The organism is Lamprobacter modestohalophilus, assembly GCF_016583905.1.
In the GTDB taxonomy this organism is placed as follows: domain Bacteria; phylum Pseudomonadota; class Gammaproteobacteria; order Chromatiales; family Chromatiaceae; genus Lamprobacter; species Lamprobacter modestohalophilus.
In genome coordinates this window covers 67,315-86,028 of sequence record NZ_NRRY01000014.1, presented here as the reverse complement: position 1 = coordinate 86,028, position 18,714 = coordinate 67,315, and the positions used below count along the sequence as shown (strand labels likewise).

Annotated in this window: 14 protein-coding genes and 2 tRNA genes; 6 read left to right on the top strand and 10 right to left on the bottom strand. The window is 60.8% G+C overall.

Features of this window, described 5'->3' with window-relative positions:
• Positions 1-27: 27 nt before the first annotated feature.
• From secD to CKO42_RS10515, 4 genes are all read right to left on the bottom strand, one after another.
• Entirely contained in the window at positions 28-1,881 is a 1,854-nt protein-coding gene (secD, locus tag CKO42_RS10530) for a protein translocase subunit SecD (RefSeq protein WP_200243343.1), read from the bottom strand.
• Positions 1,882-2,203: 322 nt separating this feature from the next.
• Positions 2,204-2,533, bottom strand: a complete 330-nt coding sequence (gene yajC, locus CKO42_RS10525) for a preprotein translocase subunit YajC (protein ID WP_200243341.1) — start codon at positions 2,531-2,533, stop codon at positions 2,204-2,206.
• A 58-nt stretch (positions 2,534-2,591) separates the two neighbouring features.
• A complete protein-coding gene (gene tgt, locus CKO42_RS10520; RefSeq protein WP_200243339.1) occupies positions 2,592-3,698 on the bottom strand; it encodes a tRNA guanosine(34) transglycosylase Tgt in 1,107 nt (368 codons plus the stop codon).
• Positions 3,695-4,417: an HAD family hydrolase gene (locus CKO42_RS10515; RefSeq protein WP_200243337.1), complete on the bottom strand. Its 723-nt coding sequence runs from the start codon at positions 4,415-4,417 to the stop codon at positions 3,695-3,697. The genes tgt and CKO42_RS10515 overlap by 4 nt, the downstream gene beginning before the upstream one ends.
• A gap of 347 nt (positions 4,418-4,764) precedes the next feature.
• Here CKO42_RS10515 and msrA point away from each other — a divergent pair, with 347 nt between their 5' ends.
• Positions 4,765-5,424, top strand: a complete 660-nt coding sequence (gene msrA, locus CKO42_RS10510; RefSeq protein ID WP_200243335.1) for a peptide-methionine (S)-S-oxide reductase MsrA — start codon at positions 4,765-4,767, stop codon at positions 5,422-5,424.
• A gap of 388 nt (positions 5,425-5,812) precedes the next feature.
• Here msrA and queA read toward each other — a convergent pair whose 3' ends face one another.
• Entirely contained in the window at positions 5,813-6,922 is a 1,110-nt protein-coding gene (queA, locus tag CKO42_RS10505) for a tRNA preQ1(34) S-adenosylmethionine ribosyltransferase-isomerase QueA (protein WP_200243333.1), read from the bottom strand.
• Between the two features lie 72 nt (positions 6,923-6,994).
• Between queA and CKO42_RS10500 the strand changes: the two genes are divergently transcribed.
• The 3 genes from CKO42_RS10500 to CKO42_RS10490 all read left to right on the top strand — a co-directional run bounded on the left by CKO42_RS10500 (position 6,995) and on the right by CKO42_RS10490 (position 8,743).
• A tRNA-Leu gene (locus tag CKO42_RS10500) sits at positions 6,995-7,081 on the top strand.
• A gap of 172 nt (positions 7,082-7,253) precedes the next feature.
• Positions 7,254-8,456, top strand: coding sequence for an exo-beta-N-acetylmuramidase NamZ family protein (locus CKO42_RS10495; protein WP_200243331.1), 1,203 nt, complete (start codon positions 7,254-7,256; stop codon positions 8,454-8,456).
• 211 nt (positions 8,457-8,667) lie between these two features.
• Positions 8,668-8,743, top strand: a tRNA-Phe gene (locus tag CKO42_RS10490).
• A gap of 89 nt (positions 8,744-8,832) precedes the next feature.
• On the opposite strand, the gene CKO42_RS10485 is transcribed toward CKO42_RS10490, so the two are convergent.
• The 5 genes from CKO42_RS10485 to CKO42_RS10465 form a co-directional block, all read right to left on the bottom strand.
• Positions 8,833-9,243, bottom strand: coding sequence for a hypothetical protein (locus CKO42_RS10485; protein ID WP_200243328.1), 411 nt, complete (start codon positions 9,241-9,243; stop codon positions 8,833-8,835).
• Between the two features lie 223 nt (positions 9,244-9,466).
• Positions 9,467-10,915: a nitrogen regulation protein NR(I) gene (gene ntrC / locus CKO42_RS10480; RefSeq protein WP_200243326.1), complete on the bottom strand. Its 1,449-nt coding sequence runs from the start codon at positions 10,913-10,915 to the stop codon at positions 9,467-9,469.
• Positions 10,908-11,990, bottom strand: coding sequence for a nitrogen regulation protein NR(II) (gene glnL, locus CKO42_RS10475; RefSeq protein WP_242479283.1), 1,083 nt, complete (start codon positions 11,988-11,990; stop codon positions 10,908-10,910). The genes ntrC and glnL overlap by 8 nt, the downstream gene beginning before the upstream one ends.
• A 585-nt stretch (positions 11,991-12,575) precedes the next feature.
• Positions 12,576-13,985 (bottom strand): glutamate--ammonia ligase, encoded by a 1,410-nt coding sequence (gene glnA, locus CKO42_RS10470; RefSeq protein WP_200243323.1) that lies wholly within the window; start codon positions 13,983-13,985, stop codon positions 12,576-12,578.
• A gap of 349 nt (positions 13,986-14,334) precedes the next feature.
• Positions 14,335-15,480: a cation diffusion facilitator family transporter gene (locus tag CKO42_RS10465; RefSeq protein WP_200243315.1), complete on the bottom strand. Its 1,146-nt coding sequence runs from the start codon at positions 15,478-15,480 to the stop codon at positions 14,335-14,337.
• A gap of 146 nt (positions 15,481-15,626) precedes the next feature.
• On the opposite strand from CKO42_RS10465, the gene glyQ reads away from it, so the two are divergent.
• The gene (gene glyQ / locus CKO42_RS10460) at positions 15,627-16,556 is read left to right on the top strand and encodes a glycine--tRNA ligase subunit alpha (RefSeq protein WP_200243313.1); all 930 of its coding nucleotides are present in this window, start codon (positions 15,627-15,629) and stop codon (positions 16,554-16,556) included.
• Entirely contained in the window at positions 16,553-18,646 is a 2,094-nt protein-coding gene (gene glyS / locus CKO42_RS10455) for a glycine--tRNA ligase subunit beta (RefSeq protein WP_200243309.1), read from the top strand. The genes glyQ and glyS overlap by 4 nt, the downstream gene beginning before the upstream one ends.
• Positions 18,647-18,714 lie beyond the last annotated feature (68 nt).

Here is an 18,714-nt window from a genome sequence, read left to right as displayed (position 1 = left end):
CAGTTAGATGACCAGCTAGATGATCCGTTAGATCGCGAGCCGCTTGACGCGACGGCCGCCGTAGATCAGGTTGATCAACGCCCGAGAGCCGAGAATGGCGGTGAACATTGAGGTCAGGATGCCGATGAACAGGGTGACCGCGAAACCTTTGACCGGGCCGGTGCCGAAGCTGAACAGGACGATGGCCGCGATCAAGGTGGTCACATTGGCGTCGACGATGGTGGACAGCGCCTTGTCATAACCGGCGTGGATGCTCGCCTGCGGTGTGCTGCCGTTGCGGATCTCCTCGCGGATGCGCTCGAAGATCAGCACATTGGCGTCGACGGCCATGCCCACGGTCAAGACGATACCAGCGATACCGGGCATGGTGAGCGTTGCCTGCAGCAGCGAGAGCACGGCGATGATCATGATCAGGTTGACTACCAGCACCACATCGGCCACCAGGCCAAAGACCCGGTAGTACAAGGCCATGAAGACCACAACCAGGGATAGCCCGATCAGCACCGAGCGGAAGCCTTGATCGATATTATCTTGGCCGAGGCTTGGGCCAATGGTGCGCTCCTCGACGATCTCGATCGGTGCCGCCAGTGCGCCAGCGCGCAGCAATAGCGCCAAGGTGTGCGCCTCTTCGGAACTATCGAGGCCGGTGGTCTGGAAGCGGCGGCCGAAGGGTTCGAGGATGTTGGCTACGCTGATCACCTCCTCGCTGCGAACCCGTTCTTTCACCGGCTCGCCATCGACGATGCGCGTGACAGTGCGGGATTCGATGAACACCACGGCCATCGGCTTGCCGACGTTATCGGTGGTCACGCGGCGCATCTGGCGAGCACCCTGACCGTCGAGACTGACGCTGACCATCGGCGAGCCGCTTTGCTGGTCGAAGCCAGCCGCGGCGCTGGTGATCTGGTCGCCGGTGACGATGACCCGACGTTTGAGCAGGATCGGCTGGCCGTTACGCTCGTAATAGAGCGCGGCGCCGACCGGCACCCGGCCATCAAGCGCATCCTGTACGTTGTGCTCGGTGTCGACTAAGCGATATTCGAGGGTTGCTGTCGCCCCCAGCAGGTCCTTCAGGCGGGCTGGGTCTTGAGCGCCCGGCAGCTGGACGATGATCCGACGTTCACCCTGGCGCTGGATGATCGGCTCGGCGACGCCCAGCGCGTTGACGCGGTTGCGCAGCGTGGTGATGTTTTGTTGGAGCGCGAAGCCTTTGATCTCTTCTTGCTTGGCCGGTGGCAGGATGGCGTAGACATAATAATCGCCACCTTCGCTACCCGCCGTCACCTCCAGATCCTGAAACTCGCGCCGGATCAGCTTGGTTGCCTCATCGCGGACGGATTCCTCGCGGAAGCGAACCGCAATGCGGCCGTCCTCGTGCCCAACCGTCAGATAGCGGATGCGATCGTTGCGCAACAGGGTGCGGATGTCACCGGTGAAGCGTTCGAGCGCCTGCGTCACCGCCGCATCCATATCGACATCGATCAAGACATGGATACCACCGCGGAGATCGAGGCCGAGGAACATCGGCTGCAGCCCGAGTGCCTCAACCCAGCCGGGGAGATCTGGAGATTGTGTCAGCGCATGCTGATAGCTGTCGCCAAGGGTCCGCTCGAGGGTTGCTTGGCCGCGGAGCTGGTCGCTCGGCTTCTCGAAACGGATGAGGGCTCGGCCGCCCTCGCGCTCTTCGATCGCCTTCACCGGCACGCCGGCGTTCTCCATCGCCGCCGCGATCTCAGCCCGAGTTGCAGCGCTGACCTCACCCTTTTCCGCCTTGATCTCGATTGCCGGGTCCTGCGAAAACAGGTTTGGCAATGCTAAGAACAGGCCGAACAGGATGACAGCCAGGATCAGCAAATTCTTCCAGAGTGGATACTGATTCATGGGGTGTGTCTTTCAGTGGCGGAATTGTGCGGCGAACAGCGCGAGCAGGGCGCGGTTAAGCCGTGAACGAGCGCATGGTTTTGGAAGAAGGCGACGTGCGATAAGGCTTCAGGCTTCAGTTAATCAGCAGCGCCTGGCCTGGCTACCTGAAGCGGCTGGCTTAGAAACTGTCCATCAACTGCTTCCCGGTTTGAGCACCAATGTCGAGCGATCATCGGGAAGTAGAATCTAGGCAGCTACTTAGGGCAGCCAGAATCCGCTGAGTAACCTGGCGTCGCTCGGCGTTACTGAGGAGCCGTCGCCCCTCAGCGCGACAGTTCGCTCAGAGATCTTTCAAAGACCCCTTCGGCAGCACCGCCTCGATCGCCTGGCGGCGGACCTTAACGATCACGTTGTCTGACACTTCGACCTGCGCAAAATTATCGCCGAGGTCGGTGATACGCCCGGCGACGCCACCCATGGTGACGACCTCATCGCCTTTGCCGAGCCCCTCGACCAGGCGCTTGTGCTCCTTTTGGCGTTTGATCTGTGGCCGAATCATCAGGAAATACAAGATGATGATCAGACCAATCGGGAACAGCAGCCCGAGCAACGGGTCGCCAGCGGGAGCGCCTTCGGCCTGGGCCAGGGCGTCAGAGATGAAAAAGCTCATCAGAGGGTTCCTCATAGGCCGCGCTTCGCGCGCGATTCAGCAGTGATCTAGCCCGCTATTATGGCATATCCTCATGCGCAGAGAACTGGGCTGCGAAGGCCTCGAATTCACCGGCGGCGATGGCCTCGCGCAGCGCGCGCATCAGGTCTTGATAGAAGGCGAGATTGTGGATGGTGTTCAGGCGAGCGCCCAGGATCTCGTTGCAGCGGTCCAGATGATGCAGATAGGCGCGGCTGTAGTGCTGGCAGCTGTAGCAGCCGCAGCGCGGATCAATCGGACTTTCGTCATTTTTGTAGCGCGCGTTGCGAATTCGCAAAACACCACCGCGCACGAACAGGTGGCCATTACGCGCGTTGCGGGTGGGCATCACACAATCGAAGAGATCGATACCGCGCGCGACGGCCTCGACGATGTCGGTCGGCTTGCCGACACCCATCAGATAGCGTGGACGCTCAGCCGGCAGCTCGGTCGACAGATGGTCAAGCACCCGCAGTCGATCTTCTCGTGGCTCACCGACCGAGAGTCCGCCAACCGCGTAGCCGTCGAAGCCAATCTCGAGCAGGCCGGCGAGCGAGGCCGAGCGCAGGGCCGGCGACATGCCGCCCTGGACGATGCCGAAGAGCGCGGCCGGGTTTCCGGCATGCGCCTGCTTGCACCGCTTGGCCCAGCGCAGCGAAAGCTCCATCGAGGCACGCACTTGCTCATCGCTGGCCGGATAGGGGGTGCACTCGTCGAAGATCATGACGATGTCGGCGCCTAGCGCCCGCTGCACCGCCATTGATTCCTCAGGGCCAAGGAAGACTGGGCTGCCGTCGATCGGGGAGCGGAAATGCACGCCTTGCTCGGTGATCTTGCGCAGCTCGCCAAGGCTGAAGACCTGGAAGCCCCCCGAGTCCGTCAGGATGGGACCGTCCCAGTGCATGAACCGATGCAGCCCGCCGAACGGCTCAATAATCTCGGTCCCGGGTCGCAGCATCAGATGGAAGGTGTTGCCGAGGATGATCTCCGCGCCGATGGCACGCAGCTCCTCCGGCGTCATGCCCTTGACCGTGCCGTAGGTGCCAACGGGCATGAAGGCGGGGGTCTCGATACTGCCGCGTGGCAGGATGAGGCGGCCCCGACGCGCTCGGCCATCGCTCGCCGACTGCTCGAACAGGAGGCTCATCGTGCGGCCTCCCCGAGGCCAAGCCAGGTCTCAAACGCGCTCAGTTCCGACACCTCCAACAGCGGCGGTTGAAGCTCAGGGGGCCAGGCACGCCCGGTCCGATTCACCCAGATGGCAGCAAGCCCCATGGATCGCGCCGCCTCGACATCGAGCGCGGGATCATCGCCGATGTGGAGGGTTTGGGCAGGCGTGGCATCAGCCCAGCGCATCGCCAGTTCGAAGAGCGCCGGGTCCGGCTTAGCGGCACCTGCATCGGCCGCGGTGAGGCAGTGGTGGAAGGTGTCGCGAAGCGGGGTATGCTGAATCTCCGCATTGCCATTCGTGACGGCAACTAACTGGCAGCGGCGGCGCAGCCGGGTCAAGACTGGAGTGACGTCTGGATAGGGCTCGACCTGGTTGCGTGCCTCACGGAAGGCGCTCAGCGCACCCTGTGCCAACTCAGTGGCCTGCTGCTCGGAATAGTCGAGTTCGATCAGCAGGCTCAGCAGCGATGCGTGCCGCAGCGCGGTCACGTCATGAGCGATGTCCGGGCGTGTTTGCATCAAGACGCGGCGACAAGCGCGCAGACTATCAAGATCATGCTGCTCCACCAGGCGCGGGGCTTGGGCGGCGAGCCAGGCATAGTGCGCCGCTTCTGCGGCTTGGATGACCGGCGCACAGGGCCAAACCGTGTCGTCGAGGTCGATGGTGATCAAGCGAAGATGATGCCAAGCGGACATGCGAGCGTTCAGGATTCTGTTGTGGGGGCTGGCGCTGTTGAGGGTCTGGCGGCGAAACGCGCTCAGGATTTCGAGCCAAGATCGTGCTCTTGGTGAGCGGCGACTCGCCCATTTTGCATCACTGCCCCGCGAGAGGAAGAGCTGGATTTATGTCCCGGCTTGTGTAATCAGGACCTCAAGAGGTCTGCTGATACTGGGAATGCCGGCATCCGCCGTCTGCATGAGCGTTGGCGGAACGATAACCAAGGAGACGCTTGGCTTGAGCCGACGTGCCCAAACCTCGGGCAGAGATCGCGTGCGCCAGCCGCGGCATCTTCGTTTGAACCCTACTGAGCGAGGCCGTCATCATGTTCATGTTCCGCAAAAAGACCGAGCTGCCAACCGCAAGCGAGGCCCTACGCGGCCGTGACACGCCGATGCCCATCAACAACCGGCATGCGGTGTTAGGTCATCCACTGCAGCCACCATTCCCCGAAACTATGCAGCAGGTGCTCTTCGGCATGGGTTGCTTTTGGGGTGCCGAAAAGGCCTTTTGGAGCCTACCCGGGGTCTACAGCACTGCCGTCGGCTACGCCGGCGGCAAGACGCCGAACCCGACCTACGACGAGGTTTGCTCCGGCTACACCGGCCACAACGAGGTGGTGTTGGTCGTTTACGAGCCGACGCAGATCCCGTTCCAGCAGTTGCTTCGGACCTTCTGGGAGGGGCACGACCCCACCCAGGGGATGCGCCAGGGCAATGATGTCGGCACCCAGTATCGCTCCGGAATCTACCCATTCGACCAGGCGCAGCTCGAGGCGGCGCAGCAAAGCCTGAGCCACTATCAACAAGCGTTAACCCAAGCCGGCAGGCGCGTGACCATCACCACCGAGATCCAAATGGCACCAAGCTTCTACTACGCCGAGGACTACCACCAGCAGTATCTGGCGAAGAACCCAGGCGGGTACTGTGGGCATGGCGGCTGCGGTGTCCGTTTTCCAGGGTTGGAGGCCGGCGTTGCCGGGTGAGGATATCACGCGCGCCCCGAGTTGATCCGGCCTGAAACAGGGAGGGCGAGCGCTGGTTGGATGCTGCGCTGGCAGGGCGCGTTGAAGTGGCTGTACCCAGAGGAGTCGCAAAGGGACTCAAGAAGCCGACAGGTTGCAGACATGTTGCGAAAATGCGATCTGGTTCCCGTTTCTGACTCAAACCATGACTAGACTCAGGCTCAGGTGGTAGCGATGCAGCGGTTGGGCTTGACAGCAGGATTAGTATTTAAGAAACTAGCGATGCACTGGAGGTTCGCAGTCCTCTGGTGCACTCCTCCATCCTCCTTTGGTGGTAATCTTTAGAGCGCGGCAATCGCCGCGCTTTTTTTTGTGCGCGATAAAACGTCCCGCGCACTTTTACCGCACGTCAGCTCTTCACGCGCGTCAGAAACATCGCATCCCCGTAGCTAAAGAAGCGGTACCGTTGAGAAACAGCGTGGCTGTAGGCAGCCATGATCGCCTCATGGCCGGCAAACGCCGACACCAGCATCAAGAGCGTCGAGCCGGGAAGATGGAAGTTGGTGATCATCGCATCGACCACGCGGAACCGATAGGGCGGGCGGATGAACAAGCGGCTTTCACCGCGATAAGGGCGCAGGCCTAGCGGGGCTGTAACCGATGCAAGTTGCTCCGGCGACGCCGCATCGGCGAGCTGATCTTCACTCCCGGCGATGTCCGATCCGCTTGCTGCGGCGGCGGTTTCCAAGCTACGAACCGACGTGGTCCCGACGGCAATGATCCGACTGCCAGTGGCTCGGGTTGCCTCGATCTGCGCCACCGCCTTCTCGTTGACCTCGAGCCATTCGGCATGCATTCGATGCTGGTCTAGATCCTCCTCGCGCACCGGCTGAAAGGTGCCTGCGCCGACATGCAGGGTGATATGCGCTGTCTTGATGCCGGCCTGAGCCAGTCGATCGAGCATCGGCTGGTCGAAATGCAAGCCGGCGGTCGGCGCCGCAACGGCCCCTTCACGCTCCGCATAGACGGTCTGATAACGCTCGATATCAGCGGCATCATCGGCGCGCCGAATATAGGGCGGCAGTGGCATGTGACCGTGGCGTTGCATCAGCTTTGGCAACGCTGCATCGAGCGCGCGAAGCCGAAACAGGTCGTCCTCGCGATCGAGGATCAGCAGCCGTTCGCCATCAGCCAACTGCAGCTCAGCACCCAACCGCGGTGTCTTACTCGCGCGCAGGTGGGCGAAGGCCTCGCGATCGTCGACCATGCGCTCGATCAGCACCTCAACCTGGCCGCCGGTGGGTTTACGCGCGAAGAGTCTCGCTGGGATGACTCGGGTGTCGTTGAACACGAGAAGATCGCCCGCCTGCAGCAGGCTTGGGAGATCAAGAAAGCGTAGGTCGGTCTGCCGACCGGTTGCGCCATCGAGCGCGAGTAAGCGGCTGGCGCTGCGCTCGGCAAGGGGTCGTTGAGCGATCAGCTCATCGGGCAGATCGAAGTGGAAATCGGAGCGGCGCATCATACTGATCGGCAAACCTGTTGCTGTGACTGTTCTCTTTGGGCAAGGAAGCGCTATAATTATAGGTTCGCTGCCGGGGTGGCGGAATTGGTAGACGCAGTGGACTCAAAATCCACCGGTGGTAACACCTTACGAGTTCGAGTCTCGTCCCCGGTACCACATGCTAGACGGTGAAACCATGGTTTCATCTTTCGGGCGGCCAATGCGCACAAAGCGATGCCCGGCTGTGTAGCGCACAGATTGGCCTTCGCCTTGGCTGCCTCTCGATCATGCCGCGACTGGCTACGCTTTGACCTCCGTGGCGTGACCGGAGCAGGAGTCCGTGACACCCATGCGCCTAGGAATCGATCGACTTCTCGCCGATGGCAACTTGCGGCGACCGCTTGTGGGGCGGCGCATCGCCTTCCTCGGCCATCCCGCTTCGGTCAACCATGTCGGGCGCCACAGCCTGGATGCACTGATGTCGCTGAGCGGTCTGCGGATCACCGCCGCCTTTGGGCCTCAGCATGGCATGCGTGGCGACAAGCAGGACAACATGATCGAGTCCGACGATTATGTCGACCCGATCCACCAGATTCCGGTGTTCAGCCTCTACGGGCAGGTGCGCTACCCCAGCGACGCCATGCTCGATCATTTCGATGTCCTGCTGGTCGATCTACAGGACATCGGCACGCGCATTTATACCTATGCCACCACCCTCGCCTATGTGCTTGAGGCCTGTGCCAAGCGCGGCAAGGCGGTCTGGGTGCTCGACAGACCAAACCCCGCCGGTCGGCCCGTCGAGGGCAGTCTGCTCGAGGACGACTGGCACAGTTTTGTCGGCGTTGCCCCACTGCCGATGCGACACGGCCTCAGCTTCGGCGAGCTCGCACGCTGGCTAATCGCCAACAAGCGGCTCGACCTTGAGTGCGAGGTGATCGCGATGGACGGCTACCAGCCAGACGCCGCGCCCGGATACGGCTGGCCGCGCGACGAGCTGCCCTGGGTCAATCCGAGCCCGAATGCCTCCAGCCTCAACATGGCGCGCTGCTTCCCAGGTACCGTACTACTCGAGGGCACCAGCCTCTCCGAAGGACGCGGAACCACGAACCCCCTTGAGGTGGTCGGGGCGCCAGGACTGGATATCTGCCGGCTGATGCAGCGCATGGAGACCTTTGCCTCAGACTGGATGCAAGGCGCCCTGATCCGTTGCTGCGGCTTCGAGCCCTGCTTCCACAAGCACCAAGGACAGCTCTGCCACGGGCTCCAGATCCACACCGACAGCGTCCACTACGACCACCAGCGCTTCCGCCCCTACCGACTCATCGCACTCTTTCTCAAGGCCCTGCGTCTGGAGTATCCAGACTACCCACTCTGGCGCGACTTCCCCTACGAATACGAGACCGAACGCCTCGCCATCGACCTCTTGAGCGGCGGCACAGGGCTGCGTGAATGGGTCGACGATGCCACCACCGAGCCCGCCGACCTCGACGAACTGCTCGCCAATGATGAGCAACGTTGGCTTGAAGAACGCGCGCCTTTTCTGGCTTACTGAAACGCTTCCAGGCGATGCCCAAGACCAATCTCCGCTCAGTCGCAGGCGCGCAAGGCTGAACGCCAATCCAATTTTCGTCCGATTTGTCGAGACGTCCGTTTTGATGACACCTCCAAGTCAAAAAGCGCCGGTCCACATCTTGACGCGATGGCGCAAGAGCGGTCTAATAAAGGGCTTCGCCAAGCCTTCCCTGGCATGGCAAACGGTTAAAGCCCAGGTAGCTCAGTTGGTAGAGCAGGGGACTGAAAATCCCCGTGTCGGCAGTTCGATTCTGTCCCTGGGCACCAATTTTCAAGCAAAACCGCTCCCCGCTTAACAATGTTCCGCTTTCGCTGAATTCGGCCTGGTGTCGTTCGACCTGAAGCGGCCCATATCGTCAAGATTCCCGGATATGCTCGATATATTTCGGCGTCGCCTGCATCAGGAGCCGAACAGTCTCGCCTTGAGCGGTGATGCGCGCATCAGTGCCATGGAGCTTAAGGTCACAGCGGCAAAGACCACGACTCTCGAGCGGTATTGGAATCATATCTCGATAGGTGTAGACGTTTTCATCGATGTCGCCGCCATCGCAGACGAGACCTTCTCCAGGCTGTGGCTCCGGTAACGGCGCGAGCAGCTCTGCATGTTCGAGCACCAGTTCGCCGGCCTGCCACCAGAGGGTCTTCTCGGTCGATCCGGTCATGGTCTTGATGATGTAGGCGCGGGCGAAGGCAACTCTTAGGGTTCCATCGACAAAACTGATTTCAGCGAGCTGAGAGCCGGGGAGGCGGATACTGCTACTGTCCACTGGTGAAGTCCTGTGGCTGAGGGTGTCTTAACGTGAATCTCACGCGATTCATGTTCCAGGGTGGCGCCGTACCATGAGCGTTAGGCTAGGCGGTTGACGGCTTGGCCGCCTCGATTGCACCGAAGTGGGGCGCCTTCGCGGCGATTGCTAGCGTCGCCTGCGGTCGGTTTACGCCCTAGTTCGGGGCTCGGCGCGATGGATTCGCGCATGGACGTGCGGTGAGCTAGCTGGCAGGGGTGTTGGCTTCGTCATCCTCACTGGGATCATCCGATCCGTCTTCTTCCATGCCGAGGTCCTTAATCTTACGTGTTAGGGTGTTACGCCCCCAGCCTAATAGCCTGGCTGCTTCTTGGCGCCGACCACCGGTATGCTCAAGGGCACATTCGATCAGAATGCGCTCGAACGCCGGCATCGCGGAGTCAAGGATGTCGTGATCACCCTGCTGCAAGCGACGCCGGGTCCAGGCGCGCAGCGTGCCTTCCCACTGGTCATCAGAATGCGCCGCTGCTGAGATGCCCTCTAAGTCGGGCGGTAGATCACCCACATGGATCTGCTTGGTCGAGGCCATTACCGTGAGCCAGCGGGCGGTGTTCTCAAGCTGGCGCACATTGCCGGGCCATTCGAGCCGCTCAAGCCGTTCAAGCGCGTCATTCGCCAGCACCTTGGCCTCGCAGCCGAGCTCTTTGGCGGCTTGGGCGAGAAAATGGCGCATCAATAAGCCAATGTCTTCACTCCGCTCGCGCAATGCTGGCAAATGGATACGGATGACATTCAGGCGATGGAACAGATCTTCGCGGAAACTGCCCTTGGCAACGAGCTCGCGAAGGTTTTGATGGGTGGCGGCGATGATGCGGACATCGACCTTGATGGGGGTGAGGCCGCCGACACGATAGAACTCGCCGTCAGCGAGTACCCGCAGGAGCCGTGTCTGCAGCTCGGCGGGCATATCTCCGATCTCATCGAGGAACAGGGTACCGCCATCGGCCTGCTCAAAGCGGCCTTCGCGGCGCGTCTGGGCACCGGTGAAGGCGCCACGCTCATGGCCAAATAGCTCGGATTCCATCAGATCGCGCGGGATCGCGGCCATGTTCAGGGCGATGAATGGGGCCTTCGCCCGTGGGCTGTGCCGATGCAGCGCATGTGCGACCAGCTCCTTGCCCGTCCCGGACTCGCCATTGATCAACACCGTGATGTTGGAGCGTGCGAGACGGCCGATTGCACGGAACACCTCCTGCATCGACGGTGCCTCGCCGATGATGTCCGGACTATGCAGCAGCGGTGGTGGTTCAGCAGTGGCGTCATTGTGTTTGCGACAGGCTCGCTGCACCTGATCCACCGCCTCATCGATGTCGAATGGCTTTGGCAGGTACTCGAAGGCGCCACCATGAAAGGCCGAGACAGCGCTGTTGAGGTCAGAGTGCGCGGTCATGATGATGACCGGAATCTGAGGGTAGCGGGCTGTGATCTGCTCGAGCAGCTCGAGACCGTCAATCCCCGGCATGCGGATGTCGGATAGGATGACGTCGGGCGTCTCGCGTTCGAGCGCATCCATCACGCCGACGCCGTTGGAGAAGCTGGTCACGTCCATCTCAGCCTGGCGTAAGGCGCGCTCGAGCACCCAGCGAATCGAACGGTCGTCGTCGATCACCCAAATCCGGGGCACTCTATTCATGGATCGGCTCCAGCGGAAGATAGACCAGGAAGTTGGTGCAGCCCGGGCGGCTTTCGCATTCGATCAAACCTTGATGCTGATTCACGAGCTCCTGCGCAATCGCAAGCCCAAGTCCCGTGCCGCCGGCACGGCCAGACACCATCGGAAAAAAGATGCGATCCATCAGCTCTTCGGGGATACCCGGTCCGTCGTCTTCGATCTCGATCACTAAGACTAGCCGGTGGCGCACATTACCAATGGTGAACTGCCGCATAACTCTGGTCCGCAGCCTGACCTGGCCATGCTGACCTGCCGCGTGTGCGGCATTCCGTGCGATATTGAGAATGGCCTGGATGAGCCGATCGGGGTCAGCGTCGAAATTCGGGATGCTCGGGTCATAGTCGCGTACGATCTCAGGTCCAGAGGGGAACTCGGCACTCAGCAGACCACGAACATGCTCGATCACATGATGAATATTCAGGGAGCTGAGGTGCGGCAGGTTATTGGGACCCAGCATTCGATTCAGCAGTGTCTGTAACCGGTCCGCCTCGTCGATGATGATGCGGGTGTACTCGCGGAGCCCCGGGTTCGGCAGCTCGCGCTCCAAGAGTTGAGCAGCGCCTCGCAGTCCGCCGAGCGGATTCTTGATCTCGTGGGCCAAACCGCGCAGCAATGCTTGGGTCGCATGATGCTGGGAGATTAGATACTCTTCGCGCGCAATCCTGAGCTGACGGTCAATCTGTTGCATCTCCATGAGGAGCTCGTAGGGCTCGTCGAAGGGATGTAACGGCAGGACCGTGCAGTTGACGCGAATGATCTGGCGATCTGGACGCTTGACCTCGACCTCGCGTTCAGTGAAGGGCTGCCGCGTATCAAGGGATTCCCGCAGGCGGTCCTCCACTGCGTCGGTGGGGCAGGGCACGAGATTTCCTGCTGCCTCGCCTAGAACCGTTTTTGCGCTGACCGCAAGAAGATTTTCACCAGCGATATTGATATACCGCAGGCGAAGGTCGCGATCGAACAGCAGCACGGCCGTGCTTAGGTTGTCGAGGATCATGGTGCCAAGCCGGCTCAGTCCGCTCGGTGTTTGGTTCATCAGTCGTTGTGTGGTCGCTTGGCTCCTATCCCTAACCCACAAGCAAACAACACGCCAGATCAGGGCCAAGCGCGCAGGATCGGGTCGAAGGCACCAGGCTAGCAGGGACGCGCTGGGCAACCGCTAAAAAGATCAGTCAGCGCAAGGCGTTATTTGCGCTGAAAAGACGGATACGAATGGGGCCCAAGCCCTAGTGGACGCTGATTATCGGAGCATCGCCAAGCAAGCGCACTAGTCTAGTGCCTAACGCACTGCCGGTGTGCAATTGAATGCACCAGGCTCGAACAGAGTTTGGTCACGCCGGTGGGATGGGACTGGGCTGAGCGTCCTACGCAAACAGAAGGCGCTGGGCGCTGGGCTCATGGCAGGCAGCCAATGCTAACGCTGAGTTGGCATGTGGCCTGTAACGGCCCTTATCGAAGCTGTGGCTCCGTCAATCAGAGCGCAAGGAGAGGGTAGGAGGTTGACCCTGAGAGTGTGCTTGGTCGCCAGGGGGCGGCGGCGTTGCGTCCGTTGGAGCGGGCATCCTTGCCCTCAAGAGGTAGCTCTGCTGAGCTACCCTGTATCCTGCTCTGTCGCCAAGGATCAGAGGCTGTAGTACATGTCGAATTCAACTGGATGGGTGCTCATCCGCAGCTGGGTCACTTCCCCCATCTTCAGCTTGATGTAGCCATCAATCACATCATCGGTGAACACGCCACCAGCGGTCAGGAACTCTCGGTCCTTGTCGAGCGCTTCGAGTGCCTGGTCGAGCGCGAAGCAGACCTGCGGGATCGACTTTTCTTCCTCCGGCGGCAGATCGTAGAGGTCCTTGTCCATCGGATCGCCCGGGTGGATCTTGTTTTGGATGCCGTCGAGACCAGCCATCATCATGGCGGCAAACGACAGATAGGGGTTACCGGTCGAGTCCGGGAAGCGCACCTCGATGCGGCGGCCCTTCGGATTGGCATCGTGTGGGATGCGGATCGATGCCGAGCGGTTCTTGGACGAGTAGGCCAGCATCACGGGCGCCTCGAATCCGGGGACTAACCGCTTGTAGGAGTTGGTCGAGGCATTGGTCAGGGCATTCAGAGCGCGCGCATGCTTGATGATGCCGCCGATGTAGTACAGCGCGTTATCGGACAGACCGGCGTACTTGTCTCCGGCGAAGATATTGACGCCGTCTTTGGCGAGCGACTGATGCACGTGCATGCCGGTGCCGTTGTCGCCAACCAGCGGCTTCGGCATGAACGTGGCCGTCTTACCATAGGCATGGGCGACGTTTTGGATCACGTACTTGGTGATCTGGTTCATGTCGGCACGACGAACCAGAGGCCCGAAGCGGGTGCCGATCTCGCATTGTCCGGCGGTGGCGACCTCGTGATGATGGACCTCGACCGGGACGCCCATTTCTTCTAGCGCTAGGCACATGGCCGCGCGGAGGTCGTTCAGAGAGTCAACCGGCGGTACTGGGAAGTAGCCACCCTTGACGCTGGGACGATGGCCCATGTTGCCATCTTCGAACACGCGCTCGGAGTTCCACTCGGCCTCTTCGGAATCGACCTTGTAGAACGAGCCGGCCATGGTGACGCCCCAACGGACATCATCGAAGACAAAGAATTCAGGCTCGGGACCGAAGAACGCGGTATCGGCGATTCCGGTCGATGCGAGATAGGCCTCGGCGCGCTTGGCGACCGAGCGTGGATCACGCTCATAGCCCTGCATGGTCGCAGGCTCGAGGATATCGCAGCGGATGTTCATCGTCTTCTCGTCGGTGAATGGGTCCATCACCGCCGTCTCAGCCTCTGGCATCAAGACCATGTCAGACGCCTCGATGCCTTTCCAGCCGGCGATTGAGGAGCCATCGAACATCTTTCCGTCTTGGAAGAGGCCCTCATCGATCACCCCAGCGGGCAGGGAGACGTGTTGCTCCTTGCCGCGCGTGTCGGTGAACCGAAGGTCCACGAACTTTACTTCCTCGTCTTTGATGGTCTTCAACACGTCAGTGGCGGACATCTGCGAAATCTCCCGCTGTAGGTCTTGGGATTAAGAATAGGGTTCGGATGCTAGGTCAACGCGAAGCGCCCGATCCAGGATCGCAGGCGATCGATCATCGGTCTGTGAGTTCGGACAAGCCTTGGTCGTCCAAAACGCGGATCGCGCAACAGCTACCCAAGTGGCAATAAGCAGATTATGTGCCATCGCGTGCAGTTCGCTCTCTTCGAGCGGTCAAGCAGGAGCTTGTTAGCGAAGCAAGCCGCATGACGCACCAAGATAAAACAGGCATCGACTGATAGCGCACCAATAGAGGGCAACTAGAGGGCAACTAGAGGGCAACTAGAGGGCAACCCAAGGGGTCAATCCATCAGCCGAAGTAGATTCGGACATCGGCGAAGCGAGCATCTGCTTGCAGTGCCTCGCGAAGTCGATCCCGAAGCTGACGGGCAGTCGGCTCGTCAGTATAGGTTCGCAAAGGGAAAAAGATGTCGACGGTGATGGCCCCCTCTAAGTAGTGGAGGACGACACGCTTACGCATCAAGGCCTCGGGAATCTGTGCCCAGAACTGGTCGAGGCGCTCGATGACTTCGGTGCGCAGCGGCAAACCTTTGGTTGGCGCTGCGGTCTCGTCGTCTTCAGGATCGATGTGGACCGTGACGTCAGACATCCGATCGATGGCTTCCATGAGCCGTTCTTGGACCAGCACACTGATGGCGTGCCCTTCAGAGACGCTGATATCAGGGTCGACCAGAACGTGGACATCAGCCGAGGCGTTACCGCCCAGGGTGCGAGTGCGCAGCATGTGGACATCGCGAACACCGGTGCTGCGGCGGATGATCTGACTGATCTCGCGCAGCCGCTCGGGGCTCAGTCCGGTATCGACCAGTTCGCGCGTCGCGTCCGAGCCAAGATCCCAGGCGATCTTTGCGATCATCACCGCAACGATCACCGACGCCACCGAATCGAGGTAGGGCAGGCCGGCGAGCGTTCCGGCGACCCCGATCAAGACCACGATCGAGGAGATCGCATCCGAGCGGTGGTGCCAGGCGTTGGCCATGAGCAGATCTGATCGCACCCGGAGTCCGTAGGCGCGGGTATACCAATAGAGCGCCTCTTTGACGAGGATCGATAGGCCTGCGGCGTAGAGCGCGATGGGCTCAGGCCGCAACAACGCTTCAGGCTGGAAAAGGCGCTCGGTGGCGTCCCAAGCAATGCCGATTGCGACGGCACTCAGCAAGAATCCGAGAACCAGTGTCGCGACCGTCTCAAAGCGCCCGTGGCCGTAGGGATGCTCGGCGTCGGGTCCTTTGGCCGCCTTGTGGCCTGCAAACCAGACCAGGACATCAGACAACAGGTCGGACAGGGAGTGAACCCCGTCGGCGATCAGCGCGTGAGATTGGCCCATCCAGCCTGCCGCGATCTTGATCGCTGACAGTAGCAGGTTGATGACTGCGCCAACCACGCTCGTGCGCTTGATTGCCCTTGCGCGCGCCTGGCGTGCGATGGTGTCCATGAAAGCCCCGGTGCGTATTTGCGAGTGCGGCGTCGATTGGCGCGGATTATAACGGCGACGGCGCGTTATGGCCCTGGCGTTTGCTGTAGTCGGAAAAGGAGCAAAATCGCTATACTGTAGGGTTTTAGCAAACGCCGGAGTCCGCGTTGAGCAATCTGTCGGACGATCGGATCAGTTTCCAAGAGCTGATCTTTAAACTCGAGCACTATTGGAGCCGCCAAGGCTGCGTGATCCTACAGCCTTACGACATGGAGGTGGGGGCAGGAACCTTCCATCCTGGAACCTTCTTGCGAGCGATTGGACCAGAGCCATGGAACGCTGCCTATGTGCAGCCGTCGCGACGGCCGACGGATGGTCGTTATGGCGAGAACCCAAATCGTCTGCAGCACTATTATCAGTTTCAGGTGGTCATGAAGCCCTCGCCGGAGGCGATCCAAGCGCTGTATTTGGACTCGCTACGCGAGCTCGGTATCGATCCGCTGATCCACGATATCCGTTTCGTTGAAGACAACTGGGAGTCGCCAACCTTGGGCGCCTGGGGATTGGGCTGGGAGGTCTGGTTAAATGGCATGGAGGTGACACAGTTCACCTATTTCCAGCAGGTGGGTGGGCTCGAATGTCGGCCCGTGACCGGCGAGATCACTTACGGACTCGAGCGCATCGCGATGTATTTGCAGGGCGTCGAAAGCGTCTACGATCTGCTCTGGACAAACTCTGCCACTGGCCCTGTCTCCTATGGTGACGTCTTTCTGCAGAACGAACGCGAGCAGTCCGCTTACAACTTCGAGCACGCTGATATCCAGTCGCTGTTTGCGTTGTTCGACGGCTGTGAGCAGCAGAGCAAGGTCTTGGTTGAGGCTGGCCTGCCGCTGCCGGCCTACGAGCAGGTGTTGAAGGCCTCCCATACCTTCAATCTGCTCGATGCACGCGGTGCGATCTCAGTCACCGAGCGTCAACGCTTTATCCTTAGGGTCCGGACGCTTGCGCGAGCGGTGGCTGAGGCCTATTACCACAGTCGCGAGTCGCTCGGCTTCCCGATGGCAGCCGCCAAGGCCAGCGCCGAGGAGGCCGCATGAGCAGTCACAACACCGCTGATCTTCTGGTCGAAATTGGTACTGAGGAATTGCCTCCCGCCGCACTGGCGAAACTGTCGACGGCGTTCTGCGACGGCCTGCTGAAGGGCCTAGACGACGCCCGGCTTGCCCACGGGAGTGGACAGGCGTTTGCAAGCCCACGTCGACTCGCGGTGATCCTGAGCCAAGTCGCACTCGCGCAACCGGATGAGCAAGTCGCCCGGCGCGGCCCGGCGCTGAAAGCCGCATTCAACGCCGAAGGCGCTCCGACCAAGGCCGCTTTGGGATTTGCGCAGTCTTGCGGTGTTGCTGTCGACTCACTGGAGCAGGAAGAGACCGAAAAGGGCGCTTGGCTATGTTATCGGCAGCAGGTCATTGGCAAACCGGCCGCAGCCCTATTGCCGGAGCTGATCGACGCGGCATTGGCAGCATTGCCGATCCCAAAACGGATGCGCTGGGGCAATAGCCATGTCGAGTTCGTGCGTCCAGTGCACTGGGTCTGCGTGCTGCTGGGCGATTCCGTCATCCCTGGACAGGTGCTTGGAATCGAGATCGATCGTCTCACCCGCGGGCATCGGTTCCATCATCCTGATGCAGTGAGGCTGAGCTCAGCCGCTGACTATCTGTCGGCGCTGCGGGGTGCATACGTCGAAGCCGATCTGGCAGCAAGACGCAGCGCCATCCTTGAGCAGGTTGCATCACTGGCGGCCGAAGCGGGTGGGGCGGCGATGATCGATGAGTCCGTGCTCGATGAGGTGACGGCACTCTGTGAGTGGCCGGTGGCCTTGCTCGGACGCTTCGATCCAGGCTTCCTGGAGGTGCCATCAGAGGTCTTGATCGAGACCATGCAAGCCAACCAGAAGTATTTTCCGGTGGTTGATCGCTCTGGGAGCCTGTTGCCCTTCTTCATCACCGTCAGCAACATCCAAAGCCGCGATCCAGATCAGGTTCGGGCCGGCAACGAGCGGGTGATTCGGCCGCGGTTTGCTGATGCCAAGTTTTTCTGGGAGCAGGATCTCAAGACCCCGCTCGGCGAGCGCGTGGGCGCGCTACAGGGGATCGTCTTTCAGCACAAGCTCGGCACCCTGCTCGAGAAGACTGAGCGTGTCGCGGAGCTGAGTGCCTGGATTGCCGAGGTGATTGGCGGCGATAGCAGTCAAACGCGTCATGCTGCGCGGCTGGCAAAGGCCGATCTCGTGACCCTGATGGTTGGTGAGTTTGGCAGCTTGCAAGGCGTGATGGGCCGCTACTATGCGGAGCGCTCTGGCGAAGCCCCGATCGTCGCAGCGGCGATTGAACAGCATTATTGGCCTAAGCACGCTGGCGATCATCTCCCGGAGACAGACCTTGCGCGCGCAGTGGCGATCGCGGACCGTGCGGACACCTTGGTTGGCATTTTCGCGATCGGTCTGCGTCCAACCGGCGTCAAAGATCCTTATGGGTTGCGTCGGGCCGCCATTGGCGTGCTCCGCATCTTGATCGAGACGCCACTGGCTTTGGATCTTCGCGTCCTGTTCGAACGGGCGGCGGCTGGTTTTCCGGCCAGCCTGAACGCTGCCGGCTGCGTCGACGAGGTTTTGGGATATTGTGTCGAACGCCTGAAGCGCTACTACGCTGACGCTGGCGACGATCGTTCAGCCGATGCCGACGTCATCGCCTCGGTCTTGGCGCTCGACCTCAGCGAGCCGGTGGATATCGACCGCCGCATCCAAGCCGTCCAACATTTTCGTGGTCGCCCGGAGGCAAGCGCACTCGCGGCCGCCAATAAGCGGACGCGCAATATCCTGCGGAAGGTGTCGGCTGATGAGATTGGCCGGCAGGTCGAGCAGGCATTGTTGCAGGACGTTGCCGAGCAGTCGCTTGCCATGGCTGTCGATACGCTGAGCGACAAGGTGACAGGCTTGTTAGATCAGCACGACTACAACGCCGCCCTTGCCGAACTCTCGAGTCTGCGCCAAGCGCTTGATGATTTCTTTGATCAGGTGATGGTGATGGCAGACGAGCCCGAGATCCGAGCCAATCGACTCGCGCTGTTAAAGCGTATCGAGACGTTATTCCATGGGGTCGCTGATATCTCGTTGCTGCAGGGATAATGCGAGCGTCCGGCTGAACTGCGGATTACGGGGCAATATCCGCACCAAGAGCCGCACCAAGAGCCGAA

Coding starts and splice junctions, on each gene's coding strand:
- CKO42_RS10465 (WP_200243315.1), bottom strand. CDS start 15,480: ATGGACACCATCGCACGCCAGGCGCGCGCAAGGGCAATCAAGCGCACG.
- CKO42_RS10495 (WP_200243331.1), top strand. CDS start 7,254: ATGCGCCTAGGAATCGATCGACTTCTCGCCGATGGCAACTTGCGGCGA.
- glyS (WP_200243309.1), top strand. CDS start 16,553: ATGAGCAGTCACAACACCGCTGATCTTCTGGTCGAAATTGGTACTGAG.
- glnA (WP_200243323.1), bottom strand. CDS start 13,985: ATGTCCGCCACTGACGTGTTGAAGACCATCAAAGACGAGGAAGTAAAG.
- msrA (WP_200243335.1), top strand. CDS start 4,765: ATGTTCATGTTCCGCAAAAAGACCGAGCTGCCAACCGCAAGCGAGGCC.
- CKO42_RS10515 (WP_200243337.1), bottom strand. CDS start 4,417: ATGTCCGCTTGGCATCATCTTCGCTTGATCACCATCGACCTCGACGAC.
- queA (WP_200243333.1), bottom strand. CDS start 6,922: ATGCGCCGCTCCGATTTCCACTTCGATCTGCCCGATGAGCTGATCGCT.
- tgt (WP_200243339.1), bottom strand. CDS start 3,698: ATGAGCCTCCTGTTCGAGCAGTCGGCGAGCGATGGCCGAGCGCGTCGG.
- ntrC (WP_200243326.1), bottom strand. CDS start 10,915: ATGAATAGAGTGCCCCGGATTTGGGTGATCGACGACGACCGTTCGATT.
- glnL (WP_242479283.1), bottom strand. CDS start 11,990: ATGAACCAAACACCGAGCGGACTGAGCCGGCTTGGCACCATGATCCTC.
- secD (WP_200243343.1), bottom strand. CDS start 1,881: ATGAATCAGTATCCACTCTGGAAGAATTTGCTGATCCTGGCTGTCATC.
- yajC (WP_200243341.1), bottom strand. CDS start 2,533: ATGAGCTTTTTCATCTCTGACGCCCTGGCCCAGGCCGAAGGCGCTCCC.